Origin of the sequence: Lentzea sp. NPDC004782, assembly GCF_040609115.1 — a bacterium.
In the GTDB taxonomy this organism is placed as follows: domain Bacteria; phylum Actinomycetota; class Actinomycetes; order Mycobacteriales; family Pseudonocardiaceae; genus Lentzea.
Genome location: NZ_JBEXJN010000046.1, coordinates 45,081 through 68,657, shown reverse-complemented (window position 1 = coordinate 68,657; position 23,577 = coordinate 45,081). Strand labels below are relative to the sequence as shown.

Genomic DNA, 23,577 nt, shown 5'->3' with positions numbered 1-23,577 from the left:
GAACTTGGCCGACGTGTGTCCGCGGAGAGCGCGGACCGGGTCGTTCGTCGTGTCTTCTGGGGGGCGACCCCCAGACCCCCGCGAGTTCGGGCGCTTTGCGCCCTCACGATTTCCGCGTGCCCGGTGTCTGGGGAGGGCGTGGACCGGGGGCGGCGGGCTTGGTTGCGGTTCCTGTGCCGCTGTGACGGTTGGGGTTCGGCATGATGGGAGCGTGACCGAATCCCGGTCAGCGGACGCACACGGTGGTGCGGTGGAAGGTGGACCGGATCTGTGACGACGCGCCGGGTGTTCGGGGCGGTCCTGGTGTTCGTCGCGGCCGGGCTGGCGGTGGCGGCGACGTTCCTGTCGGCCTACTCCGTGCAGGTCGAGCTGCAGGGGCGGACGCTGCGGTACGAGGCCACGTCGTGGGTCACCGAACGGGACGACTTCAGGGGTGCGCTGATGCTCGGGCCGTTGGCGTCCGGCGAACCCGTGGTGGTGGCTGCGCTGGTGATGGCGTTGGCGGCGGTGGTGGCGTTCCGGGTGCCCGCGGCGCGGGTGGGGTCGTTGCTCGGTGCCGGGTTGCTGGCCGGGGTGGCGTGGTCCGCGGTCATCGGCGTGCAGGCGACGATCGACAAGCTCCGCGACCTCGAGGCGCCGGTGCCGTTCGACGTCGAGCAGGGGGACGGGGTCACGATGCTGATCATCGCGGCCGGGGTGGGCGTCGTGTCGGCGGTGCTGCACCAGGAGTTGCCGCGGCGGGTGGTGAGCGAACCGGTCGTCGACGCGGACGGTGCGGTGATTCACCAGATCGAGGGGGACGAGAGCGAGACGCCGCCGTACGGGATTCCGGTGATCGTGGAACCGCCGCAGGAGCCGAAAGAGCAGAAGAGTGACTGATCGTCGAAGGATCGCCGTGCTCCTGCTGGTGCTGGGGGCGGGGCTGGCGGTCACCGGGACCCTTCAGGACGCCTACCGCACCGTTTTCCGCGGGTACGGCGGGCCCGACCAGACGCTGACCACAACCCTGTGGCTGGTCGCGGACCCCACGGGAGTGGATCCGGTCGCCCCCTTCCAGGCCTTCGGCGCGCTGGTGGTCGCGGTGGCCGCGGTGATGGTGGTGACCGCGGTGCTGACGCTGAGGAGCCGGACGGCGTTCGTCGCCAGGGTCGTGGCGATGGCGACGGCGGGTGTGCTCGCGGGGATCGTGCTCGCGTACTGGCAGCAAGTGCTGGAGCACCGCGCGATCATGAGGAGCTGGCCTGCGTTCGACGGGCAGTCGGCCACGCTCGAGATTCTGAGCGGCATGTACCTGGTGGCGGCGGGAGCGGTCGCCGGAATGGTCGGTGCGGCTCTCGCACAGCGGAAGCAACAGCCCGAAGAGGACCAGGAGGACGAGGAGGAAGTGGTCGTGCACCAGCTCGACAGCGCCGACGACACGCCACCGTTCGGCATCGCGGTCCCGGACGCCGAGCAGCAGGAGACGCGGTGATCGGGAGACCGACGGCGGTGGCGCTGATCGCGGCCGGGGTGGTGCTGACTGCGACGGCGATGGTGCTGCCGTGGTACGCGACCACGTACGCCGGTGACGTCGAGGTCGTCGTCAGGGCCTGGGGCACGGAGGTCGTCAACAAGCCGGGCGACTGGCCGCCCGGTGACCTTTCGCCGTGGTACGGCGTGCCCGTCGCGGTCACGGCCGCGCTGCTGGTCGCCGGGATCTGGGTCAACCGCGCCGCGCTGGCCGGAGCCGCCGCCCAGGTGGGCGCCGTCGGCATCATCGCCGCGCTCGTCGTGTCGGAACGCGGCCACGCCGTCGAGCAGCAGGGTGACTTCGCGATCGGGTTCGGCCTGGTCTTCCTCGTCATCGGCACGCTGACCGCCCTCGTCGGGGCCCTCGCCGCCCAGCGGGAGCCCGCGTGAAACTCCTCAACGTGAGACTCCTCAGTGCGGCACTGCTCGTGCTGGCCGCTGCGGCGGCGGTCACCGCGACGTTCCTGCCGTTGTCGGAACTGCTGATCCGGCTGGCACCGGACCAGCCGCAGACCGCGTACGTCACCACGGGCTGGAGCACGCACTTCGGCGGCACGAAAGACGAGCACGGCCCGCTCTTCGGCATTCCCGCGGTGGCTGCCGCGGCGGTCGTTCTGACGGGCCTGCGGTGGCGGAAGGTCGCATTCGCCGGAGCCGCCGCTCTTGCCGGAGTCACCGGAATGCTGTTCGTGTATTTGCTGAACGCGATCAGCTTTCACAAGGAGGGCAACATCGCCATCGATCCCGGCCTGCAAGCCGGGTTCGGCGACGGTGTCTGGATGCTGATAGCGGCAACGGTTCTCGCGTTTGGTGCCGTAGTAGTTCACCCCGACGACTGACCAGCGCGAATTGCCCGGCGTGCCTCACCTGTCGCGTGCGCACCGTGAGCCACTATCGGACGCATGAAGCTTTCCGGGTTGCTGAGCCGCACTAACCACGAACTTCCCGGTGTCACGGGCGTCGCGCGGGTGGATCGGCGCGCGAGTGACCTGGTGCGGCGCGTCAGTCCCGGAGATGTGGCCGTTTTCGACCTCGTCGACCTCGACCGGCGCACCGCGGAGGCGCTCGTCGCGGCCGAGGTGGTCGGTGTCGTGAACGCCTCGCCGTCGATTTCCGGCCGTTTTCCCAATCTCGGACCGGAACTGCTGATCGAGGCGGGCATTCCGCTGATCGACAACGTCGGTGCCGTCGCCCTGCGCGAGATCAAGGAAGGCACCAAGATCCGGCTGCACGAAGGTGTCGTGTACGCGGGGGAACGCGAGCTCGCCAAGGGGATCGAGCAGAACGCCGAGAGCGTCGCCGACGCCATGATCGAGGCGAAGGCCGGCATGTCGGCGCAGCTGGAGGCCTTCTCCGCCAACACCATCGAGTTCCTGCGCAGGGAACGCGCGCTGGTGCTCGACGGCGTCGGCGTCCCCGAGGTGTACGTGCCGATGCGCGACCGGCAGGTGCTGGTCGTCGCGGGTGGACCGTCGCACGCGGAAGAGCTGCGCAAGCTCCGCAAGTACATCCGCGAGTACCGGCCGGTGCTGATCGGCGTCGACACCGGCGCGGACACCCTGCACGACGCCGGGTACAAGCCGGACGTGATCGTCGGTGACCCCGACGGCATCGGCACCGCGTCCCTGCGCGCGGCCACCGAGGTGGTCGTGCCCGCCCAGACCGACGGCCACGCGCCCGGCCTGCAGCGGATCCAGGACCTCGGCATCGGCGCGGTGACGTTCCCCGCGTCGGGCAACGCGGAGGACCTCGCGTTGCTGCTCGCCGAGGCCCACGGGGCGTCCCTGGTCGTCACGGTGGGGCTGCGCGCGACGTTGCGCGAGTTCCTCGACCGCGGGCACTCCGGTTCCAACCCCTCCACGTTCCTCACCCGGCTGAAGCTCGGCAGCAAGCTCGTCGACGGGGAGGCCGTCGCGACCCTGCACCGCAGCCGGGTGTCGCTGGGCGTGATCGTCCTGCTGGTGTCCGCCGCGATCGTCGCCATGGTCGCGGCACTCGCGGTGTCCGGCGTCGGTCACGTCTACGTCGACATCGTGGTCGACGCGTGGCAATCCGTCGTCAACTGGTTCAAGGGGTTCTTCTCGTGATCTCGCTGCGCTACCACATAGTTTCGATCACCGCGGTGTTCCTCGCGCTCGCGGTGGGTGTCGTGCTGGGGTCGACCGCGATCAGCGGGCGGCTGCTCTCCGGGTTGAGCGACGAGAAGAACTCGTTGGCGCAGCAGGTGAACGACCTGCAGAACGACCGCAACGCGTTGAACGCCAAGCTGACCGAGGCGGACAAGTTCGCCGCGTCCGTCGGCCCGCTCGCGGTCAAGGACCGGCTCACCGACCGGACCGTGGTGCTGGTGACCACTTCGGACGCGCGTCCGTCCGATCGGGACGCCCTGTCCGGCCTGCTGAAGTCCGCGGGTGCCACCGTCACCGGTGAGGTGCAGCTGACCGACGCGTTCGCCGACCCTTCGCGCGGCGACCAGCTCCGCGACCTCGTGGCCCGCCTGCAGCCCGCCGGGTCGCAGCTGCCCACCGCCGCCGACCCCGGCACCCGCGCGGGCGCCCTGTTCGCCACGTTGCTGCTGCTCAACCCGTCCACCAACGAACCGCAGGCCACCGCGGACGAGACGGCTTCCGCACTCGCCGGGCTGTCCAACGCCGGTTTCGTGAAGGCCACCTCGGGGGTGAAGCACGCGCAGCTCGCGATCGTGCTCACCGGCGGTGCCGCGATCGGCGACTCGGCCGCGGACCGGGCCGCGACGATCGCGCGCTTCGCCACCCAGCTCGACCGGTCGAGCGCCGGTGTCGTGCTGGCCGGCGCGAACGGATCCGCGAACGGCACCGGCCCGATCGGCGTGGTGCGCGCGGACACCGCCGCGACGTCGATCCTCTCCACGGTCGACAACTCCGACACCCCGGCCGGTCAGGTCGTGGTGGTGATGGCGTTGCGCGAGCAGCTGGAGGGCCGCTCCGGGCGGTACGGCGTGGCGGGCAACGCCGAGGCGTCCTCGCCGGGCGCGGCCGGCTAGTACTCCCAGGCACCGGGGAACTGCTTCACCAGCAGCTCCAGCGCTTCCGCCGTGCGGGCACGGGCCCACAGCCACTCGCGGTCCTCCTCGCGGAGGATCACGTCGTCGGAGGCGAACCAGCGGGTGCCCGGACTGGTCAGCGGCAGCAGGGTGAAGTGCTCCTCGATCAGGGAGATGTCCGCCTCGGACGTCTCCCTGTCCGCTGTCTCGGCGTCGTCGCGGAACAACGCCTCGGACAGCACCAGTTCGACGCAGGCGGTGGAGAAGCGGGGGAGCCAGGGTTCCCAGCCGCGTTGCGTCTCGTGCACGACGGCGGGGTCGGCGGTGCCGAGCGCGGCTGCCCACGAGGTGAGGGCGTGGATCTGCCGGCGGAAGACGACGACCCCGCCGGCCAGCCGCAGCTCGCTCGGGGTGAGCAGCCAGTCCTGGTTGCTGGTGAGGTCCGGGCGTTTGCCGAACAACGCGTAGGCGTCGCGCACGGCGTCCGGCAGCCGCACGCCCAGGCGGTGCTCGGCGGCGTCCAGGTCGGCGTGGTTCCAGCCGTCGCCGGCCTCGATCGGTTCGGCCCACGCGGCCGCGAATCCCTCGATGAAACGCCATGCCGCAGAGCGGTCCTGCACGGCTCGTGCGGCTTCCCCTGCCACGTCGAAGGTCACGTGACCACGATTCCCGATCTCGGCGTGTGCCGGGCGGAGTTCGGCAAAACCCCTCGCTGCGCCGATCGGGTGATGTGATCTGCCGGGTCGTGGTGCGCTGAGTGACCGGCGGCGTGTTAGCGTTAGGGCCCGTGGACAGGGGGATTTTCCCCCACGATTTTCACGGGAGCCCCGTTGGTGCAGCAGGCACGTACGACCAAGCACGTCTTCGTCACGGGAGGCGTCGCGTCCTCCCTGGGCAAGGGGCTCACCGCCTCCAGCCTCGGCCAGTTGCTCACCTCGCGCGGCCTGCGGGTAACGATGCAGAAGCTCGACCCGTACCTGAACGTGGACCCCGGCACGATGAACCCGTTCCAGCACGGCGAGGTCTTCGTGACCGACGACGGCGCGGAGACGGACCTCGACATCGGCCACTACGAGCGGTTCCTCGCGCGGGATCTGAGCGGCGACGCGAACGTCACGACCGGCCAGGTGTACTCCGAGGTCATCGCGAAGGAGCGGCGCGGCGAGTACCTGGGCGACACGGTCCAGGTCATCCCGCACATCACCGACGAGATCAAGCGCCGCATCCGCGCGATGGCCGAGCCGGACGCCGACGGCGTCACCCCGGACGTGGTCATCACCGAGGTCGGCGGCACGGTCGGCGACATCGAGTCGCTGCCGTTCCTGGAGGCGTGCCGGCAGGTCCGTCACGACGTCGGCCGCGACAACGTCTTCTTCCTGCACGTCAGCCTGGTTCCGTACCTGGCGCCGTCCGGTGAGCTGAAGACCAAGCCGACGCAGCACTCCGTCGCGGCGCTGCGCAACATCGGCATCCAGCCCGATGCGATCGTGTGCCGCGCGGACCGCGAGATCCCGGACTCGCTCAAGCGCAAGATCGGCCTGATGTGCGACGTCGACACCGACGCCGTCGTCGCGGCCGTGGACGCGCCGTCGATCTACGACATCCCTAAGGTGCTGCACTCCGAGGGCCTCGACGCGTACGTGGTGCGGCGCCTCGGGCTGCCGTTCCGCGACGTCGACTGGACGGTGTGGGGCGACCTGCTGGAGCGCGTGCACAACCCGACGGAGACGGTGAAGATCGCGCTCGTCGGCAAGTACGTCGACCTGCCCGACGCCTACCTGTCGGTCACCGAGGCGCTGCGTGCGGGCGGTTTCGCGCACCACGCCAAGGTCGAGATCAAGTGGGTGCCGTCGGACGAGTGCCAGACGCCGGAAGGTGCGGCTCGGGCGTTGTCGGGCATGGACGGCGTGCTGATCCCCGGCGGGTTCGGCGTGCGCGGCATCGAGGGCAAGATCGGTGCGCTGAAGTACACCCGCACGCGCGGGGTGCCGACGCTGGGCCTGTGCCTCGGCCTGCAGTGCATGGTCATCGAGGCCGCGCGCAACCTCGCGGGCATCGACGACGCGAACTCCAGCGAGTTCGAAGAGGGCGGTTCGCCGGTCATCTCCACGATGGCCGACCAGCAGGACGTCGTGGCCGGTCAGCGCGACATGGGCGGCACGATGCGGCTCGGCGCGTACATCGCGAAGCTCACGCCGGGTTCGGTCGTCGCCAACGCGTACGGTGCCACGGAGGTCTCCGAGCGGCACCGGCACCGCTACGAGGTCAACAACGCCTACCGCGGCAAGCTCACCGAGGCCGGTCTGGTGTTCTCCGGTGTGTCGCCGGACGGGCGTCTGGTCGAGTTCGTCGAGCTGCCCGCGGACGTGCACCCGTTCTACGCGGCCACGCAGGCGCACCCGGAGCTCAAGTCGCGTCCCACCAAGCCGCACCCGTTGTTCGCGGCGTTCGTGAAGGCCGCGATCGACTACCGGGTGGCCGACCGGCTTCCTTTGACGGCTGGGGCTGCCAAGTGACGTCGAGGCACGACTTCCGCACGATCTCCAGCCAGGACCTGCACGTCGGCAAGATCCTCGCGTTGCGCGTCGACGAGGTGGAGATGCCCGGTGGCGGCACGGCCAAGCGCGAGATCGTCGAGAACAACGGCGCGGTCGCGGTCGTCGCGGCGGACTCCGACGGGCAGGTCACGCTGATCCACCAGTACCGGCACGCGCTGGGCCGCCACCTGTGGGAGCTGCCCGCCGGCCTGCTCGACCACGAGGGCGAACAGCCGGTCGTGGGTGCGCGCCGGGAGCTGGCCGAGGAGGTCGGGCTCGCCGCGCAGCAGTGGCACGTGCTGGTCGACGTCGCCGCGTCGCCGGGGTTCACCGACGAGGTCGTGCGGGTGTTCCTGGCGCGCGAGCTGTCCGAGGTGGACCGCGACGTGCAGGGCGAGGAGGAGGCGGACCTGGAGATCCACCGCTTCCCGATCGACGAGGCCGTGCGCATGATCCTGTCGGGCGAGATCGTCAACGCGTCGACCGTCGCCGGGCTGCTCGCGGCCCGCGAGGTGTTGGAAGGTCGCGCCGAACCGCGTCCCGCCGACGCCCCGTTCCGCGACAAACCCACCCGGTTCCTCGCCCGCAAGGGGTAGGGTCTCGCGTTATGAACGGCGCTTTTGTCCACCTGAGGTCGATGAAAGCGCCGTTCATCGTTCTCGCGGCCGGCGGCGCGGGGGCGGGGCTGTTGTTGTTCGTGGATCCGAACCAGCCGGGGAATCTGCTGCCGAAGTGCCCGTTCAAGTGGCTGACGGGGCTGAACTGTCCTGGCTGCGGGGCCACGCGCATGGTGCACGCGTTGCTGCACGGTGACGTCGTCGGCGCGTTCCACTACAACGCCGTGTTGCTCACGTTGGGCGTGCCGCTGGCCGTGTGGCTGTTCTCGCGGTGGATGCGTGACAAGTGGACCGGCGAGCAGCGATCCGTGCCGAAGTCGGTCGGGGTCGCTGTTCTTGTCGTGGCGGCCGTTTGGGGCGTGGGCCGCAACCTCGCCGGAATCTAGACTTCGGCGCATGCCTGGCCTGCAGCACGGTGTCGTCATCGCGGCCCCGCCGGAACGCGTCTGGGCGGTGATCATCGACGTGGAGCGCTGGCCCGAGCGGTTCCCGACGGTCGACTCCGCGGAACGGCTCGACGACGGACCGCTGGCCGTCGGGTCGCGCACCCGGCTGCGGCAGCCCCGGCTGTCCCCGGCGGTGTGGACGGTCACCGAGCTCACCGACGGGTCGTCGTTCACGTGGGAGTCGCGGTCGCCCGGCGTCACCGTGGTCGCCGCGCACGACGTGGAACCGCACCCCGACGGCAGCCGGCTCACCCTCGGCCTGACCATGTCCGGGTTCCTGTCGGGGCCTGCCTGGCTGATGACGCGGTCGTTGACCAGGCGCTACGTCGAGACGGAGGCCGCCTCGGTCAAGGCGGCCGCGGAAGCCGCTAGTCCCTGAGCTTGCGGCCCTGGGCATCCGTGCCGCCGTTGACCAGGATGATGATCCCGTCGATCAACGACCAGATGCCGCAGCCACCGCACGTCAGCAGCTGGGCGACGGCGATGCCGACGTGGCCGGTGTAGAAGCGGCCGATGCCCAGGTTGCCCAGGAACAGCTGCAGCACGCCCGCGGCGATCTTCGACTTGTCCGACAGCGGTATGCCGGTCATCGGGTCGTAGCCGTACGGGGCGGCCGGGTTCGGGAAGCCCATACCGGGAGGTGGTGGAACGGCGTACTGCGGGCCCGTGGGCGGCGGCGGGTAGTACGGCGGCTGGGTGGGCGGGGGCGCGTAGCCCGGAGGCGGTGGGGGCACGGCGGCGAACGGCACCGACGGCGGCGCGAGGAACGGCGGGTGCGGCTGCGGCAGGTCGCGGAACAGCTCCGCGAGCTCCGCGTAGGTCTGCGCGGCGGACGCGCGGTTCACCCGGCTCTGGTACTCGGTGATGTCGAGCCGCGCCAGCGCGAAGTGGTCGTTGAGCGCGGTGATCGCCTCTTCGCGCTGCTGGTTGCCGATGCGCTGGTGTTCTGGCCCGAATGCGTCTGACACGGCTGGCACGTTATCCGATGCAGCAGATCGACATCGGGAATACGCTGCGACGATGCTGGTCGGTGTCCCAAAGGAGATCAAGAACCACGAGTACCGCGTCGCGATCACGCCCGCGGGTGTGGTCGAGCTGGTGCGCCGCGGGCACGAGGTGGTCGTCGAGCACGACGCGGGTGCGGGCTCGTCGTTCCCCGACCACGAGTACGTCGCGGCCGGTGCGCGGATCGCGTCCTCCGCCGACGAGGTGTGGGGTCTGGCGGACCTGGTGCTGAAGGTCAAGGAGCCGATCGAGCCCGAGTACCACCGGATGCGGCGCGACCAGGTGCTCTTCACGTACCTGCACCTCGCGGCGAGCCCGGAGTGCACCAAGGCGATCGTCACGTCCGGCATCACCGCCGTCGCCTACGAGACCGTGCAGCTGCCGGACGGGTCGTTGCCGTTGCTGGCGCCGATGAGCGAGATCGCCGGGCGGATGGCGGCTCAGGTCGGCGCGCACTGCCTGGAACGCGCGCAGGGCGGCCGCGGGGTGCTGCTGGGTGGCGCGCCCGGTGTCGCGGCGGGCAAGGTCGCGGTCATCGGCGCCGGGGTGGCCGGGCTGAACGCGGCGACCATGGCCGTCGGGCTGCAGGCCGAGGTGGTCGTGCTGGACAACAACGTCAACCGGTTGCGGCAGATCGACTTCACCTACCGCGGGCACCTGCAGACGATCGCGTCGAACGCCTACGAGGTCGAGAAGGCCTGCCGCTGGGCGGATCTGGTGATCGGCGCGGTGCTGGTGCCCGGTGCGAAGGCGCCGAAGCTCGTGAGCAACGACCTGGTGTCCCGGATGCGTCCGGGCAGCGTGCTCGTGGACATCGCGATCGACCAGGGCGGCTGCTTCGAGGACTCGCGGCCGACCACGCACGACTCGCCGACGTATCGCGTGCACGACTCCGTGTTCTACTGCGTCGCGAACATGCCGGGCGCTGTGCCGAACACGTCGACGTACGCGCTGACGAACGTGACGCTGCCGTACGTCGTCGCGTTGGCGGACAAGGGTTTCGAGCGGGCGGTGGCGGAGGATCCGGCGCTGGCCAAGGGCGTCAACGCGCGTGACGGAGAGATCGTGCTGGAAGGGCTGGCGTGATAGCAGATCTGGTGGCGAGCTACCTCGACCACCTCGCCGTGGAACGCGGCACGGCCCGCAACACGCTCGACTCCTACACCCGCGATCTGCGCCGCTACACCGAGCACCTGGAGTCCGTCGGGATCACGGACCTGGGCGCGGTGACCGAGCTGCACGTGAGCGAGTTCCTGGCGGCGTTGCGGGAGAGCGGGCTCGCGGCGTCGTCGGCGGCCCGGACGTTGGTCGCCGTGCGCGGACTACATCGTTTTGCGCACCGTGAGGGCGTGGTGCCACATGACGCCGCACGGGCCGTGCACCCGCCATCGCCACCGAAGAGGCTGCCGAAAGCCTTACCTGTCAACGATGTCCTGACGCTGCTCGACAACGTGGGAAACCTCAGGGACAAGGCGTTGCTGGAGCTGCTGTACTCGACCGGAGCCCGGATCTCCGAGGTGGTCGGGCTCGACGTGGACGACATCGACGCGGCCGAGCGCACCGTGCTGCTCGACGGAAAAGGCGGGAAACAGCGGCTGGTTCCGGTGGGGCGACCGGCGTTGGCGGCGGTGGACGCCTATCTCGTTCGCGCGCGGCCGGCGTTGGCGGCCAAGGGGCGCGGCACGCCCGCGTTGTTCTTGAACGCGCGCGGAGGAAGGCTTTCCCGGCAGAGCGCGTGGACCGTGCTGAAGACCGCCGCGGAGGACGCCGGGATCACCGCCGCGGTGTCCCCGCACACGTTGCGACATTCGTTTGCCACCCATCTGTTGGAAGGGGGTGCGGACGTTCGGGTGGTGCAAGAACTTCTCGGACACGCATCCGTTACCACCACTCAGGTGTACACACTGGTAACCGTTACGACTTTGAGGGAGGTCTACGCAACTGCACACCCTCGGGCCACTGGAACATGAGGCTTCCACGGGTACGGTGGTCAGGTGCCGAACTTGGACGAGCCGTCCCCACAGGCCATCGATCTCGCCGCCGTGCTGCACGCGCTGAGCGACCCGACCCGGCTCGCGGTCGTTCGCCAGATCCAGATCAGTGGCGAGAGGCTGTGCGGGGCCTTCGAGGTTGACGTGGCGAAGTCGACCCTTTCCCAGCACCTGCGCGTGTTGCGCGAAGCGGGCATCACCCGAACACGCTGCCGCGGCAACCAGCGCTGGGTGTCACTGCGCCGAGATGACCTGGACCTTCTCTTCCCAGGCCTGCTCGACGTGGTGCTTTCCGCTGCCGACAGGCGTACACGAGCGGATGTTCTGGCCTGACAAAGTCTTGACAAACCCCGGCGAGGCGCGTTGCCGCTCGCACGGGTGCGGCCTAGGCTGCGCCCGGAGAGACGACTACGACCAGTGAGGGAACGCCAGCCATGTCGACACCGGAGCACGCTTTCGCGCCCCGTGCCGAACTGAGCCTGGCTCCGCACGCCGCGCCGGTGGACGACGTCGCCCAGGAGCAGGTCGACGGCATCGGACCGACCGGCCGCCCGCGCCGGCACATCCCGGATCCGCCGCCGTTGCTGCACCACGGCCCGGCGAAGATCCTGGCGATCTGCAACCAGAAGGGCGGCGTCGGCAAGACGACGTCGACCATCAACCTGGGCGCGGCGCTGGCCGAGTACGGCAGACGCGTGCTGCTCGTCGACTTCGACCCGCAGGGCGCGCTGTCCGTCGGCCTCGGCGTGCACCCGCACCAGCTGGAAACCACGATCTACAACGTCATCATGGAAGGCGACACCGCCGTCCGCGACGTCATCCGCAAGACGATGGTCGACGACATGGACCTGCTGCCGAGCAACATCGACCTGTCGGCGGCCGAGATCCAGCTCGTGTCGGAGGTGGGCCGCGAGCACACGCTCGTGCGCACCCTTCGTCCCGTCATCGACCACTACGACTACGTGCTGGTCGACTGCCAGCCCTCGCTCGGCCTGCTCACGGTGAACGCCCTCGCGGCCGCGGACGGAGTGCTGATCCCGCTGGAGTGCGAGTTCTTCTCGCTGCGCGGGGTGGCGCTGCTCATCGACACCATCGAGAAGGTCAAGGAACGGTTGAACCCCAAGCTCAACATCACCGGCATCCTCGCCACGATGTTCGACCCGCGCACGCTGCACTCGCGCGAGGTCATGGCCCGCGTCGTGGAGGCGTTCGGCGACATCGTGTTCGACTCGGTCATCAACCGCACGGTGCGCTTCCCGGAGACGACCGTGGCCGGTGAGCCGATCACGCGCTGGGCGCCGCGGTCCTCCGGTGCCAACTCCTACCGCGCCCTGGCCCGCGAGGTGATCGCCCGGTGAACCGTCGCCCCTCACTGCCGGGCGCGGCGGAGCTCTTCCGGCTGACGTCCGCCACGCCCGCCGAGGTCTCGGACGCCGTCGAACCGCCTGTTCAGCGTCGCGGTTCCGGTCGCACCAAGCACACCACGAAGATCACGGTGTACGTGTCGGACGAGGAGCTGCTGGCCCTGGAACAGGCGCGGCTGGTGCTGCGCGGGTCGCACGGGCTCGGGGTCGACCGCGGACGTGTGGTGCGCGAGGCGATCGCGATCGTGCTCGACGACCTGGAGACGCACGGTGACGCGTCGTTGCTGGTACGCAGGTTGCGCGAGCAGTGACAGAAGAAGTTCCCGCTGAGTCTCCGGTTGACGACGGCAAGTTCAAGGTTCGGCTCACGAACTTCGAGGGCCCGTTCGACCTGCTGCTGCAGCTGATCTCCCAGCACACGCTCGACGTGACCGAGGTGGCGTTGCACCAGGTCACCGACGACTTCATCGCGCACATCCGCGCCATGGGCGAGTCCTGGGACCTCGACGAGACCACCGAGTTCCTGGTCATCGCGGCCACGCTGCTCGACCTGAAGGCCGCCCGGCTGCTGCCCGCCGGTGACGTCGAGGACGAGGACGACCTGGCGTTGCTGGAGGCCCGCGACCTGCTGTTCGCCCGGCTCCTGCAGTACCGGGCGTACAAGCAGGTGGCGGCCCTGTTCGCCGAGCTGGAACAGGGCGCGTACCGCCGGTACCCGCGGTCGGTGTCGCTGGAGCCGCGCTTCGAGGGCCTGCTGCCCGAGGTGATGCTCGGCGTGACGCCCGACAAGTTCGCCCTGATCGCCGCGGCGGCGTTCCGGCCGAAGCAGAAGCGGACCCTGTCCGTCGCGCACATCCACCAGCACCGGGTGTCGATCCGCGAGACGGCCGACCTGCTCCGCGCGTTGCTGATCGAGCGGGGCACGGCGTCGTTCGCGGAGATCGTCGCGGACTGCACGGAGACCATGGAGGTCGTCGCGCGGTTCCTGGCGCTGCTGGAGCTGTACCGGGAGAAGTCGCTCGCGTTCGAGCAGGAGGACCCGCTAGGCCCGCTGCAGGTGACGTGGGTCGGTGGGACGTTGGAGCAGGCGCAGGCGCAGGCCCACGCCGGCGATGAGGACGAGGACTACGGCTGATGAGCGAGCCACTGGTGGGGCCGGACGCGGCAGAGGTGCGGAACCCGGGACCGGCGTTCGACGGGGCCGAGCCCGAGGACGTCGTTGTCGATGAAGGGCGCCTTGCCGCACCTGACGTCGATGAAGGCGCCCTTCATCGACCTGAGGACTCGGGCGAGGCGGAGGAGGACGTCGACGCGGCCGCCGAGCTCGAGGCGCAGCTGCTCGCCGCCGCCCCCGAGGAGGTCATCGAGGACAGCGGGCTGCCGGACCTCACCGACGACGCGGTCTTCGAGGCCGCGCTGGAGTCCGTCCTGCTGGTCGTCGACAGCCCGATCGCCGAAGACCAGCTCAGCAGTGCCCTTGAGCAGCCGGTTAAGCGAATCAAGGAGGCACTCCGTAGACTGTCGAACCGGTACACCGAGTCCGGCAGTGGCATCGATCTACGCAGGGCGGGGGACGGCTGGCGGTTCTACACGCGGGACCGGTTCGCCCCGTTCGTGGAGAAGCTGCTGCTCGACGGGCAGCGCGCGAAACTCACCCGCGCGGCCCTGGAGACGCTCGCGGTGATCGCCTACCGGCAGCCCGTCACGAGGGCGCGGATCGCGGCGGTCCGCGGTGTCAACGTGGACGGTGTGATCCGGACCCTGGTCGCGCGGGGGCTCATCGAGGAGACGGGCACGGACAGCGACACGGGTGGGATCCTGTACCGCACGACCGAACTGTTCCTGGAGCGGTTGGGGCTGTCGTCACTGAAGGACCTGCCCCCAATCGCGCCGCTGCTGCCCGAAGTGGATGCGATCGACGATGTCTGAGAACGAGGGCGTGCGCCTGCAGAAGGTGCTCGCGCAGGCGGGGATCGCCTCGCGCCGTGCTTCCGAGGAGCTGATCGAGCAGGGCCGCGTCCAGGTCGACGGCAAGGTCGTGCGCGAGCAGGGACGGCGGATCGACCCCCAGACGGCCGTGGTGCACGTGGACGGCGTGCGGGTGCAGATCCGCGAGGACGTCGTGACGATCGCGCTGAACAAGCCGTACGGCATGCTGTCGACGATGGAGGACGACCTGGGGCGGCCGTGCGTCGGCGACCTGGTGCGCAACCGCAAGGAGCGGCTCTTCCACGTCGGCCGGCTCGACGCCGAGACCGAGGGGCTGCTGCTGCTCACCAACGACGGTGAGCTCGCGCACCGGCTGATGCACCCCAGCTACAACGTCATGAAGACCTACCTCGCCGAGGTGCCCGGCCCGGTCGAGAAGGGGCTCGGCAAGAAGCTCAAGGCGGGCATCGAGCTGGAGGACGGGCCGATCAAGGTCGACTCGTTCAAGCTCATCAGCGCGGTTCCCGGCAAGGCGCTGGTCGAGGTGATCCTGCACGAGGGACGCAAGCACATCGTGCGTCGTCTGCTGGAGCACGTCGGCTATCCGGTGCAGTCGCTGGTGCGGGTCGCGATCGGGGACGTGTCGCTCGGCAACCAGCGGCCCGGTTCGATGCGCGTGCTCAACCGGCAGGAAGTCGGCGGTCTGTACAAGCTCGTCGGTCTCTGATCCGGCCCCTCAGCCGCGCGGCAGCCCGAGATCTCTCGCGTGCACGTCCAGCGGCCGGGGGTCGTCCCGCAGCCGGCCGCGGTACCAGCCGTCGCCGACCCACGCGTCGACGAAGAACTCGGTGCCCGCCGGGAGATGCTTCAGCGGCTCGCCCGGCCACGTCACGACGACGCCGCGGCGGAGCTCGCAGACCATCCGGGCCGGCACGACCGAGTCAGTGGTCACATCGCCGGAATCTAGGCACATCACCGTTGTCCACGGTCGCAGCGCTCAGGTTGACAACCAAACCGCCCGGCACGGTTGGGGCGAACGGGTTGTTCGCGGTCAGGCGTTGGCCGCTGAACGAGGTTCTCTGAACAATGACGGGATGCCGAGACGGGAACGCCCTCTCGACGAGGGCGAGAGCGGTCTGCTGCAGTTCGCCGCGGATCTGCGCAGGCTGCGGGAACGGGCGGGCAGCCCCACCTACCGGGAGCTGAGCCGGCGGGCGCACTACTCGGCGGCCGCGCTCTCGGAGGCGGCCGGTGGGCGGAAGCTGCCCAGTCTCGCGGTCACCAAGGCGTACGTGAAGGCCTGTGACGCCGACCCGGAGGAGTGGGAGCGGCGGTGGCGGGCGGTCGCGGAGAGCAAACCGCAGGCGGCCGGCAGTCCGTACGCGGGGCTCGCGATGTTCCAGCCGGACGACGCGCCGAGGTTCTTCGGGCGTGAGCGGTTGACGGCGGAGCTGCTCGCCACGAAGAACCGGTTCACGGGCGTGTTCGGGCCGTCCGGGGTGGGGAAGTCGTCGCTGCTGCGGGCCGGTCTCATCGCCCGCACCCGCGAGCCGGTCCTGCTGTTCACGCCCGGCGCGAACCCCGTCGAGGAGTGCGCGGTCGCGCTCGCCCGGCTCACCGGCCAGGACGCGGTCGAGCTGGCCGACGAGCTCGCAGATCCCGCGGAGCTGCGACGCAGGCATCAGCACCTCGTGGTCGTGGACCAGTTCGAGGAGCTGTTCACGTTGTGCCGCAACGAAGAGCTGCGCGTGTGGCTCATCTCGGCACTCCTGGGCTGCACGAAGGTGGTCATCGGTGTGCGCGCCGACTACTACGGGCATTGCGCGCGATATCCGGAACTCGTCGCGGCTCTCAACGGCGGTCAGCTCATGGTCGGCCCGATGACGCCGGACGAGCTGCGTCTCGCCATCACCGAACCCGCGGCCTTCGCGGGCGCCAAGGTGGAGACGGCACTGCTGGCCCGTCTGATGGCCGACGCGGTGGGACAGGCCGCCGTATTGCCGTTGCTGTCCCACGCGCTCGCGGAGACCTGGCAGCACCGCCGCGGCATGACGTTGACGCTCGCGGGCTACGAGGAGGTCGGCGGCCTCGAACACGCGATCGCCCGCACCGCGCAGGACGTGCTCGACGGGCTGTCCCCGCACCAACGGCAGCAGGCCAAGCGGATCCTGCTGCGGCTCGTCACCGAGGACGACACGAAACGCCGGGCCGGCAAGGACGAGCTCGAAGCCGACGAGCAGGTGCTGCAGGCGCTGGCCGCGGCCCGGCTCGTCGTCATCGACCGCGACGGCGTCGAACTGGCGCACGAGGCGTTGATCCGCAGCTGGCCCACGTTCGGTGCGTGGATCGAAGAAGAACGAGAGAACATCAAGGCGCAGCGCGAACTCACGCACGCCACCCAGACCTGGGAGTCACTGGACCGCGATCCCGGCGCGTTGTTGCGCGGACGCAGGTTGGCCACCGTCCCGGCCGGCCTCGCGCTGAACTCCGGGGAACGCGCGTTCCTCGCCGCCAGTCGCGCCGCCGAGGAAGAAGTCCACACGAGCACACGAAGACGCACGCGTCGTCAGCGTCAACTGCTCGCCGCGCTCGCCGCCCTGGTCGTCGTCGCCGCCAGTTCGACGGCCTTCGCCTTGCAGGCCAGCAGAACCGCCGCTGAACAACGCACCGCCGCCGTGGTGCTCAACGCCGTCGGCGAGGCCGCGGCCCTGCGCTCCACCAACCCCGGCCTGGCCGAGCAGGTGTCGCTGGCCGCCTATCGGCTCATGCCGTTGACCCAGGCACGCAACGGTCTGCGCCAGGAGAACGTCCCGTCCCAGGTGGTGCGCGAAGCCCCGGCGGAGGTGACGGCGCTGGTGGTCGGACCGACCCAGCAGCAGGTGGTCACCGGGCACCGCGACGGCACCGTGGTGCTGACCGACCTCGAAGACCTGCCGTCACCGCGCACCTCCCACGAGGCCACCAGGCATGCCGGTGCCGTGACGGCGTTGGCGATGGACTCGGCCGGCGGCCTGGTCGCGTCGGTCAGCGAGGACGGTGCCGTCCACGTCGTCGACGTCTCCCTCGGCAAGCCCCGCGAACTGGCCGCGCTGCCCACGCACGCCACCGCGATCGCCTGGCAGGGCACCACCCTCGTCACCACCGACCACGACGGCGCGCTGAGCTTCTGGACCGATCTCCGGCTCGACCGGCCCAGACTCCTCACCACCGCCCAGCTGGGCCTGGGTCCGTTGGCGGGCTTGGCCTTCCGCCCGGACGGCCAGGTCCTCGCCGCCGTCACCACCGGTCGCGCCGTCCACCTCGTCGACGTCACCGACCCGCGCAACCCGGCCCTGCTGTCCCTGACCAAGCAGTTCGCGGGCACCGCCCAGTTCGCGGGCGAGGACCTGCTGCTGACCACCGGCACCACCGCGGTGCACGTCTGGGACGTCACCGACCTGCGTCACCCGGTGCTGCGCGCCGAGGTCCCGTCCGGCGGTGGCTCGGTCACCTCCGCCTGGCTCGGACCTGAGAGGCTCGCGGTGGCCACGGACGACGGCCTGGTGCGGCTGTGGCGGCTCAAGGACCGCGAAGAGCCGGTCGAACAGGCGTTGCTGCGCGGTCACACGGGACCGGTCGCCGCGGTCGGGCTCAGGCCGAAGGGCGACGAGGTCGTGACGGGCGGCGCGGACCGGGCGGTGCGGCTGTGGGACGTCGACCCGCGCGACCCGGCGGTGCGGATCTGCGAACAGGCGGTCCGGCCGATGAACCGCGAGGAGTGGCGGCGGTACTTCGGTGACCTGGAGTTCACCCCGCCGTGTTGAACGATCACCAGAATGACGTCTGGCCGGTGAGCTGTTAGCGGGGTGTTAGACGACAGGCGAACCTCTGGTGGACAATCCGGCCAGGAGGCGGCATGCCACGAGGGGAACGACCGCTGGGTCCGGAGGACACCGCGTTGCTGCGGTTCGCCGGTGACCTGCGCAGACTGCGTGACCAGGCAGGTAAACCGAGCTACCGCGAGCTGGCTCGGCGGGCCAACTACTCGCCCACGGCGTTGTCCGACGCCGCGGGCGGCCGGAAACTGCCGTCCCTCGCGCTGACGCTCGCGTTCGTGCGTGCCTGTGAAGGCGATCCGGCGCCCTGGACCAAGCGGTGGCGCGAGCTCGCCGCCGAACACGCAATGCCATTGCAGCCTAACGCACCGTATCCGGGTGGGGAACCGTTCGGGGAAGACGACGCGAAGAAGTTCTTCGGCCGTGAGTACCTCGTCGAACAGGTCGTGGAGTCGGTCAGGGCGAAACCGCTCACCGTTCTCGTCGGCGTCTCCGGGTCGGGCCGCACCTCCCTCCTCGCCGCCGGGGTCAAGCCCGCGCTCGACGACGCGGTGCTGGTCACGCCGGACGGCGACGCGCTGGAGAACCTCGCCCGCGCCCTCGCCGAGGTCTTCGGCGACACGACGCCCGCACGGCTCGCCGCACAGCTGCGACAGGACCCGGACCACCTCCGGTTGCGGATCCGCCAGCACCGGCCCGGCCTGACCGTCCTCGTCGACGACGTCGAGAAGGCGCTGGACCAGCAGGACTTCGTCACCGCGCTGACCCGCTGCCCGCACGTCGTCGTCGCGGTCCGCGCCGACCACCGCGACCGGTGCCACGAGAAGGGCCTGCGCGGCAACGAGATCGTCATCGCGCCGATGAGCGCGGACCAGCTGCGGCGCGCGATCACCGAGCCCGCCGCCAAGATCGGCGCCACGATCGAGACGGCCGTGATCGCCCGGCTGGTCGCGGACGCCGCCAACCAGCACGCGCTGCCGTTGGTGCAGCAGGTGCTCACCGAGACGTGGCGGCGCAAGCGCGGCATGACGTTGTCGCAGGCCGGGTTCGAGGAGACCGGTGGCATCGAGCACGTCGTCGGACGGGCGGCGACCGCGTTCTTCGACCACCTGACCGAAGACGAGCGGGCGGAGGCGAAGAAGGTTCTCCTGCGGCTGGTCTCGGTGCAGCGCAACGGAATCGTGCAACGCCGGAGCCGCAGGCCCGACGTCGAGTCCGCGCTGCTGGACCTGCTCGCGGGGGCCAGGCTGGTCACGCTGACCGAGGACGGGGTCGAGCTCGCCCACGACGCGCTGCTGCGCTGGCCGCGGCTCACCGAGTGGATCGACGAGGAACGCGAGAACCTCCGCACGCACGAGCAGCTCGTCACCGCGATGGAGCTGTGGGAGGCGAGCGACCGCGACCCGATGGCGCTCTACCGCGGCGCGCGGTTGCGCAGGGCCAGGGAGCTCGGCGAGTTCCTGACGGTGCGGGAACGGCGGTTCGTCGACCTCAGCGCCAAACGCGAGACGCGCCGCTCGACGGCGTTGATCGCGGTGGCGGCCGTGCTGATCGCGCTCGTGCCCGGCACGGTCGTCTACTCGCTGTCCACCGAACGCAGGATCACCGAGCTGCACGACCGGGAGCTCGGCGGCAAGGCGATCTCCGAGTCCGAGGCGCTGATGGAGCAGCGGCGGCCGTACGCGGACAAGTACGCGCTGGTCGGCTACAAGGTCAACCCGTCGATCGAGGCCGAGAAGGTGCTGCGGCTCGCCAACGCGATGACGCGCGGGATCCCGTTCACCGGCACCCCGGCGGACGACGCGGTCGTGCAGGTCGCGCCGCTCGGCCAGCTGGCCGCGGTGACCGACGGGGACGGCACCGACCGCATGTGGGACCTCGACGAGGACCGCGCGACGTCCGGCAAGCGGTTCTTCGACGGCCACCGGGTCGTCAAGCTCGCCCAGCACCGCGCGGTCACGCAGGACCGCAGCGAGCGGCAGCACCTGTGGGCCGTCAACAGCGCCGGCGACATCACCTACCTCGCACGGCTCGCGGACCGGTTCCGGACGCTCGACCTGAGCGCGGACGGCTCGCGGATCATCGGCAAGATCGGCGAGGTGGCCGAGGTCGGCCTCCCGACGCCGGACGCGTCCGAGCACCTGGAGCTGTACGACCTCAGCGATCCCGGGAAGCCGCGCCTGTGGCCGGTGCCGGTGCGCGACGCCGAGACCGTCGCGCTGAGCCAGGACGGCCGCGAGCTCGCCACCGCGGTCTGGGACGCGGCGAGCGGCACCTCGACGATCGAGTTCTGGCGCGTCGGAGCCACGTTCGAGAAGGCGGCGCCGTCGTTGACGCAGCAGGGCTACGTCCGCGGCCTCACCTACAGCAGCGACGGCCGGTGGCTCGCCGTCGAGCACTCGCCCGAGTCCGTCGTGCAGGTGTGGCAGCGCGTGCCGGGCAAGTCACCGGTGCTGCGCGCGACGATCGACAGCGTGCTGCGCACCGCGGCGCGGGTGACGTTCTCCGCCGACGACGACCGCGTGGCCGTGGTGCGTGACAACGTCTTCGAGGTCCAGCGGCTCTACACGTCGGGACGCCCGGCGGACCGGCTCGTGTACGTGTCCGGGCAGGGGCACTCGACGGCGGCGGTGTACCGGCCGCAGTACGGCGACTTCCTCGTGCGCGGCGGGGGCCAGAACCCCGAGCTGCTGCCGTACGACCTCGACAGCGCCCGCATCATCAAGAAGATGTGTGAAAAAGACGGTGCGCGGCTCACGGACTCCGAATGGGTGAAGAGCTTCGGCGAAGTGGAGCGCGTGGAAGTCTGCTGAACCGCCTTGATGTGTGGGAAACAACCCGGAGTTGGCCAAACACGCATTGTGAACGGGAGATCCACTCTCTAGGGTGACCGAGTGCGTGCGTTCACAAGGGGACTTCTCGGCATTGCCGGGTTTCTCGTGCTGTGGGAGCTCTTAGGACGCTCCCCTCTCATCCCTGCACACGCGCTTCCGCCACCGTCCGACGTGTTCGGTGAGCTGGTCACGCAGCTGACTTCGCCGGAGTTCCTCCGTCATGTCGTGGCAACGGTCCTGGCACTGCTGATCGCCATCGTGATCGCGATCGCCATCGCCGTGCCGAGTGGACTGGTCCTCGGCAGCGTTCCGGCCGTGCGGCACGCGACCCGCGCGGTCATCGAGTTCCTGCGCCCGATCCCTTCTGTGGCACTGATTCCGCTCGCGCTGGTGATGCTCGGCTTCGGACCGGAAACCAAGATCACCCTGGCCGTGTACGCGGCACTGTGGCCGATCCTCTTCAACACCATCTACGCCCTCGACGAGCTGGACCCGTTGCTGGTCGACACCGCAAGGGTTTTCGGCACCGGCCGCACGGGCGTGCTGTTCCGCGTGGCGCTGCCGAGCGCGTTGCCGTTCGTCCTCACCGGAATCCGGCTCGCGGCGACGACCGCGCTGGTCGTGATGGTGAGCGTGGAGCTCATGGCGGGCAGCCAGGTGGGCCTGGGCTACTTCATCATGGAGGCCCGCAGCGGGCCGGGACGGATGGACCAGGTGCTGGTCGGCACCGTGGTCGCGGGCGCGATCGGCGTCCTGCTCAACAACGGTCTCGAACGCGTCCGCCGGCGATGGGTGGCCTGGTGACCAGGTTCCTGCAGCGGTGGACCGTGTTCGCCGGGCTCGTCGCCGTGTGGCAGTTGCTCGGCTGGTTCGCGGACGACCCGTTCTTCCCACCGCCGTCGAAGATCCTTACGGCGGCGTGGGAGTGGTGGGTGCTGGAGCCGTCGAACGTCACCGAGCACGTGGTGCCGTCGATCGTGCGGCTGCTCGGCGGCTGGGCCATCGCCTCGGTGATCGGCGTGTCGCTGGGCCTGCTGCTGGGCCGCTCCGAGCGCGCGATGGAGTACGCGGGACCGTTGCTGGTGTTCCTGCGCTCGATCCCGCCGCCCGCGCTGGTGCCGGTGTTCCTGTTGCTGTTCAAGGCGGGCACGTCGATGCAGCTCGCGACGATCGTCTTCGGCGTCGTGTGGCCGGTGCTGCTCAACAGCGTGGACGGTGCCCGTTCCGTCGACGTGACCAAAGTGGACACTTCCGCGGTCTTCCGGATCCCGCGCTGGCAGTGGGTGCTCGGCGTGGTCCTGCCCGCCGCGTCGCCCAAGATCTTCGCCGGCCTGCGGGTGTCGTTGTCGCTTTCGCTGGTGCTGATGGTGATCTCCGAGCTCGTGGGCACGGACAACGGCATCGGCTCGCAGCTCATGCAGGCACAGCGCGAGTTCGACTACACGCGCATGTGGGCCGGGATCGTCCTGTTGGGCGTGCTCGGCTACGGACTCAACACCGCGCTTCTCGCGGTGGAACGCAGGGTGTTGGCGTGGCAACCGAGGAGTAGGGATGAGCAACATGCTTGAGGTGGCTGATCTAGGCCACACCTACGGCGACCACGAGGCCATTGGGGGCCTGTCGTTCACCGTGCGCGCCGGGGAACTGGTGTGTGTGGTGGGACCGTCGGGGTGTGGCAAATCGACACTGCTGCGCACGATCTCCGGGCTCGTCGCGCCATCGCGTGGCGACGTGTCCCTCAACGGCTCGCATCTCGCCGTGGTGTTCCAGGACTACTCGCGCTCGCTCTTCCCGTGGCTGAGCGTGCAGGGCAACGTGGAGTTCCCGCTGCGGAGCCTGCCTCGCGCGGAACGCCGCGCACGCGCCGCCGAGGCGCTGGAGTGGGTCGGACTGTCCGGTGCGGCCCGCAAGCGGCCGTGGCAGCTTTCCGGCGGTATGCAGCAGCGCGTGGCGATCGCGCGCGCGTTGGCCTACCGGCCTTCGTTGTTGTTGATGGACGAGCCGTTCGCCTCGGTGGACGCGCAGACCCGGTTCGAGCTGGAGGACCTGTTGCTTCGCGTGCGCCGTGAGCACGACACGACCGTTCTCGTGGTCACGCACGACATCGACGAGTCGGTGTACCTGGGAGACCGGATCCTCGTCCTGTCGGGCTCTCCTGCCCGTCTGGTAGCCGATCTGGAGGTGCCGCTGCCCGCCGAGCGCGACCAGGTGACGACGCGGACCGACGAGGGTTTCGTGGCGCTGCGGTCGAAGGTGGCGCGGCTGCTGAACGTGGGCAAGCCGGCGCTGGACGTCGAGAAGTGGGCCGCCGCCGAGCGCGAGTCGCTGAGCGAGACCGTTTCTTCCTGACGCACGAGCAGATGCAGATCAGCCCCGGACCCGTCGCGGTCCGGGGCTGATCTGCGTCGCACGGGAGACGGGGCCGACGAGAGGGAGGGCCCGTCGGCCAACGAGAAGCCGTCGCCGTGCGAGGAGGGTGTGCAAGCAGGCGGTGGACAGCGCGGGCGC

The 23,577-nt window shown here is 70.0% G+C and carries 26 protein-coding genes; 23 read left to right on the top strand and 3 right to left on the bottom strand.

All coding sequences use genetic code 11. The features are described from left to right. Positions 1-270: 270 nt before the first annotated feature. From ABZV40_RS33910 to ABZV40_RS33885, 6 genes are all read left to right on the top strand, one after another. Positions 271-879, top strand: a complete 609-nt coding sequence (locus tag ABZV40_RS33910; RefSeq protein ID WP_355450941.1) for a hypothetical protein — start codon at positions 271-273, stop codon at positions 877-879. Next, on the top strand, positions 872-1,471 hold the full coding sequence (locus tag ABZV40_RS33905; protein WP_355450938.1) for a hypothetical protein: 600 nt from the start codon (positions 872-874) through the stop codon (positions 1,469-1,471). Before ABZV40_RS33910 ends, ABZV40_RS33905 begins: the two co-directional genes overlap by 8 nt. Beyond that, positions 1,468-1,899, top strand: coding sequence for a hypothetical protein (locus ABZV40_RS33900; RefSeq protein WP_355450935.1), 432 nt, complete (start codon positions 1,468-1,470; stop codon positions 1,897-1,899). The genes ABZV40_RS33905 and ABZV40_RS33900 overlap by 4 nt, the downstream gene beginning before the upstream one ends. Before the next feature lie 11 nt (positions 1,900-1,910). Further along, positions 1,911-2,348: a hypothetical protein gene (locus ABZV40_RS33895; RefSeq protein WP_355450932.1), complete on the top strand. Its 438-nt coding sequence runs from the start codon at positions 1,911-1,913 to the stop codon at positions 2,346-2,348. 63 nt (positions 2,349-2,411) lie between these two features. After that, positions 2,412-3,596, top strand: coding sequence for a putative cytokinetic ring protein SteA (gene steA / locus ABZV40_RS33890; protein WP_355450929.1), 1,185 nt, complete (start codon positions 2,412-2,414; stop codon positions 3,594-3,596). Continuing rightward, positions 3,593-4,531: a copper transporter gene (locus tag ABZV40_RS33885; protein WP_355450926.1), complete on the top strand. Its 939-nt coding sequence runs from the start codon at positions 3,593-3,595 to the stop codon at positions 4,529-4,531. The genes steA and ABZV40_RS33885 overlap by 4 nt, the downstream gene beginning before the upstream one ends. Here ABZV40_RS33885 and ABZV40_RS33880 read toward each other — a convergent pair. Beyond that, positions 4,528-5,187: a hypothetical protein gene (locus tag ABZV40_RS33880; protein ID WP_355450923.1), complete on the bottom strand. Its 660-nt coding sequence runs from the start codon at positions 5,185-5,187 to the stop codon at positions 4,528-4,530. The two genes, ABZV40_RS33885 and ABZV40_RS33880, sit on opposite strands and share 4 nt — an antisense overlap. Before the next feature lie 174 nt (positions 5,188-5,361). On the opposite strand from ABZV40_RS33880, the gene ABZV40_RS33875 reads away from it, so the two are divergent. From ABZV40_RS33875 to ABZV40_RS33860, 4 genes are read left to right on the top strand one after another with little or no spacing between them, the layout of a single operon-like run. Next, positions 5,362-7,047: a CTP synthase gene (locus ABZV40_RS33875; RefSeq protein ID WP_355450920.1), complete on the top strand. Its 1,686-nt coding sequence runs from the start codon at positions 5,362-5,364 to the stop codon at positions 7,045-7,047. Further along, the gene (locus tag ABZV40_RS33870) at positions 7,044-7,664 is read left to right on the top strand and encodes an NUDIX hydrolase (RefSeq protein ID WP_355450918.1); all 621 of its coding nucleotides are present in this window, start codon (positions 7,044-7,046) and stop codon (positions 7,662-7,664) included. Before ABZV40_RS33875 ends, ABZV40_RS33870 begins: the two co-directional genes overlap by 4 nt. Before the next feature lie 41 nt (positions 7,665-7,705). Then, positions 7,706-8,071, top strand: coding sequence for a DUF2752 domain-containing protein (locus ABZV40_RS33865; RefSeq protein WP_355450915.1), 366 nt, complete (start codon positions 7,706-7,708; stop codon positions 8,069-8,071). Positions 8,072-8,081: 10 nt separating this feature from the next. Beyond that, positions 8,082-8,510, top strand: a complete 429-nt coding sequence (locus ABZV40_RS33860; RefSeq protein WP_355450912.1) for an SRPBCC family protein — start codon at positions 8,082-8,084, stop codon at positions 8,508-8,510. Here ABZV40_RS33860 and ABZV40_RS33855 read toward each other — a convergent pair. Continuing rightward, complete coding sequence (locus ABZV40_RS33855) at positions 8,500-9,099, bottom strand: NINE protein (RefSeq protein ID WP_355450909.1); 600 nt, start codon at positions 9,097-9,099, stop codon at positions 8,500-8,502. The genes ABZV40_RS33860 and ABZV40_RS33855 overlap by 11 nt on opposite strands. Before the next feature lie 52 nt (positions 9,100-9,151). On the opposite strand from ABZV40_RS33855, the gene ald reads away from it, so the two are divergent. The 8 genes from ald (at position 9,152) to ABZV40_RS33815 (ending at position 15,147) form a co-directional block, all read left to right on the top strand. Continuing rightward, on the top strand, positions 9,152-10,222 hold the full coding sequence (gene ald, locus ABZV40_RS33850; RefSeq protein WP_355450906.1) for an alanine dehydrogenase: 1,071 nt from the start codon (positions 9,152-9,154) through the stop codon (positions 10,220-10,222). A gap of 8 nt (positions 10,223-10,230) precedes the next feature. After that, the gene (xerD, locus tag ABZV40_RS33845) at positions 10,231-11,106 is read left to right on the top strand and encodes a site-specific tyrosine recombinase XerD (protein WP_355450963.1); all 876 of its coding nucleotides are present in this window, start codon (positions 10,231-10,233) and stop codon (positions 11,104-11,106) included. 24 nt (positions 11,107-11,130) lie between these two features. Then, positions 11,131-11,460, top strand: coding sequence for a helix-turn-helix domain-containing protein (locus ABZV40_RS33840; protein ID WP_355450903.1), 330 nt, complete (start codon positions 11,131-11,133; stop codon positions 11,458-11,460). A 101-nt stretch (positions 11,461-11,561) separates the two neighbouring features. Further along, entirely contained in the window at positions 11,562-12,485 is a 924-nt protein-coding gene (locus ABZV40_RS33835) for an AAA family ATPase (RefSeq protein ID WP_355450900.1), read from the top strand. Beyond that, positions 12,482-12,802: a hypothetical protein gene (locus ABZV40_RS33830; RefSeq protein WP_355450898.1), complete on the top strand. Its 321-nt coding sequence runs from the start codon at positions 12,482-12,484 to the stop codon at positions 12,800-12,802. Before ABZV40_RS33835 ends, ABZV40_RS33830 begins: the two co-directional genes overlap by 4 nt. After that, positions 12,799-13,626: a segregation/condensation protein A gene (locus ABZV40_RS33825; protein ID WP_355450895.1), complete on the top strand. Its 828-nt coding sequence runs from the start codon at positions 12,799-12,801 to the stop codon at positions 13,624-13,626. Before ABZV40_RS33830 ends, ABZV40_RS33825 begins: the two co-directional genes overlap by 4 nt. Further along, on the top strand, positions 13,626-14,420 hold the full coding sequence (gene scpB / locus ABZV40_RS33820) for an SMC-Scp complex subunit ScpB (RefSeq protein ID WP_355450893.1): 795 nt from the start codon (positions 13,626-13,628) through the stop codon (positions 14,418-14,420). Before ABZV40_RS33825 ends, scpB begins: the two co-directional genes overlap by 1 nt. Continuing rightward, positions 14,413-15,147, top strand: coding sequence for a pseudouridine synthase (locus ABZV40_RS33815; protein WP_355450890.1), 735 nt, complete (start codon positions 14,413-14,415; stop codon positions 15,145-15,147). Before scpB ends, ABZV40_RS33815 begins: the two co-directional genes overlap by 8 nt. A gap of 9 nt (positions 15,148-15,156) precedes the next feature. Here the strand turns inward: ABZV40_RS33815 and ABZV40_RS33810 are convergent, their stop codons facing one another. Then, entirely contained in the window at positions 15,157-15,372 is a 216-nt protein-coding gene (locus ABZV40_RS33810) for a hypothetical protein (protein ID WP_355450887.1), read from the bottom strand. A 142-nt stretch (positions 15,373-15,514) separates the two neighbouring features. Here ABZV40_RS33810 and ABZV40_RS33805 point away from each other — a divergent pair, with 142 nt between their 5' ends. The 5 genes from ABZV40_RS33805 (at position 15,515) to ABZV40_RS33785 (ending at position 23,418) form a co-directional block, all read left to right on the top strand. Further along, positions 15,515-18,223 carry a helix-turn-helix domain-containing protein gene (locus ABZV40_RS33805; RefSeq protein WP_355450884.1) on the top strand — a complete coding sequence of 903 codons (2,709 nt, stop codon included), beginning with the start codon at positions 15,515-15,517 and terminating at the stop codon, positions 18,221-18,223. A gap of 92 nt (positions 18,224-18,315) precedes the next feature. Further along, entirely contained in the window at positions 18,316-21,048 is a 2,733-nt protein-coding gene (locus tag ABZV40_RS33800; protein ID WP_355450881.1) for a helix-turn-helix transcriptional regulator, read from the top strand. 81 nt (positions 21,049-21,129) lie between these two features. Next, positions 21,130-21,873 (top strand): ABC transporter permease, encoded by a 744-nt coding sequence (locus ABZV40_RS33795; protein ID WP_355450878.1) that lies wholly within the window; start codon positions 21,130-21,132, stop codon positions 21,871-21,873. Next, positions 21,858-22,637, top strand: a complete 780-nt coding sequence (locus ABZV40_RS33790) for an ABC transporter permease (protein ID WP_355450875.1) — start codon at positions 21,858-21,860, stop codon at positions 22,635-22,637. Before ABZV40_RS33795 ends, ABZV40_RS33790 begins: the two co-directional genes overlap by 16 nt. Continuing rightward, a complete protein-coding gene (locus tag ABZV40_RS33785; protein ID WP_355450872.1) occupies positions 22,621-23,418 on the top strand; it encodes an ABC transporter ATP-binding protein in 798 nt (265 codons plus the stop codon). The genes ABZV40_RS33790 and ABZV40_RS33785 overlap by 17 nt, the downstream gene beginning before the upstream one ends. Positions 23,419-23,577: the final 159 nt, after the last annotated feature.

Bases quoted from the DNA above. Each gene is read 5' to 3' on its own strand.
- scpB (WP_355450893.1), top strand. From the start codon at position 13,626: ATGAGCGAGCCACTGGTGGGGCCGGACGCGGCAGAGGTGCGGAACCCG.
- steA (WP_355450929.1), top strand. From the start codon at position 2,412: ATGAAGCTTTCCGGGTTGCTGAGCCGCACTAACCACGAACTTCCCGGT.
- ABZV40_RS33785 (WP_355450872.1), top strand. From the start codon at position 22,621: ATGAGCAACATGCTTGAGGTGGCTGATCTAGGCCACACCTACGGCGAC.
- ABZV40_RS33790 (WP_355450875.1), top strand. From the start codon at position 21,858: ATGGGTGGCCTGGTGACCAGGTTCCTGCAGCGGTGGACCGTGTTCGCC.
- ABZV40_RS33800 (WP_355450881.1), top strand. From the start codon at position 18,316: ATGCCACGAGGGGAACGACCGCTGGGTCCGGAGGACACCGCGTTGCTG.
- ABZV40_RS33860 (WP_355450912.1), top strand. From the start codon at position 8,082: ATGCCTGGCCTGCAGCACGGTGTCGTCATCGCGGCCCCGCCGGAACGC.
- ald (WP_355450906.1), top strand. From the start codon at position 9,152: ATGCTGGTCGGTGTCCCAAAGGAGATCAAGAACCACGAGTACCGCGTC.
- ABZV40_RS33835 (WP_355450900.1), top strand. From the start codon at position 11,562: ATGTCGACACCGGAGCACGCTTTCGCGCCCCGTGCCGAACTGAGCCTG.
- ABZV40_RS33805 (WP_355450884.1), top strand. From the start codon at position 15,515: ATGCCGAGACGGGAACGCCCTCTCGACGAGGGCGAGAGCGGTCTGCTG.
- ABZV40_RS33815 (WP_355450890.1), top strand. From the start codon at position 14,413: ATGTCTGAGAACGAGGGCGTGCGCCTGCAGAAGGTGCTCGCGCAGGCG.
- ABZV40_RS33865 (WP_355450915.1), top strand. From the start codon at position 7,706: ATGAAAGCGCCGTTCATCGTTCTCGCGGCCGGCGGCGCGGGGGCGGGG.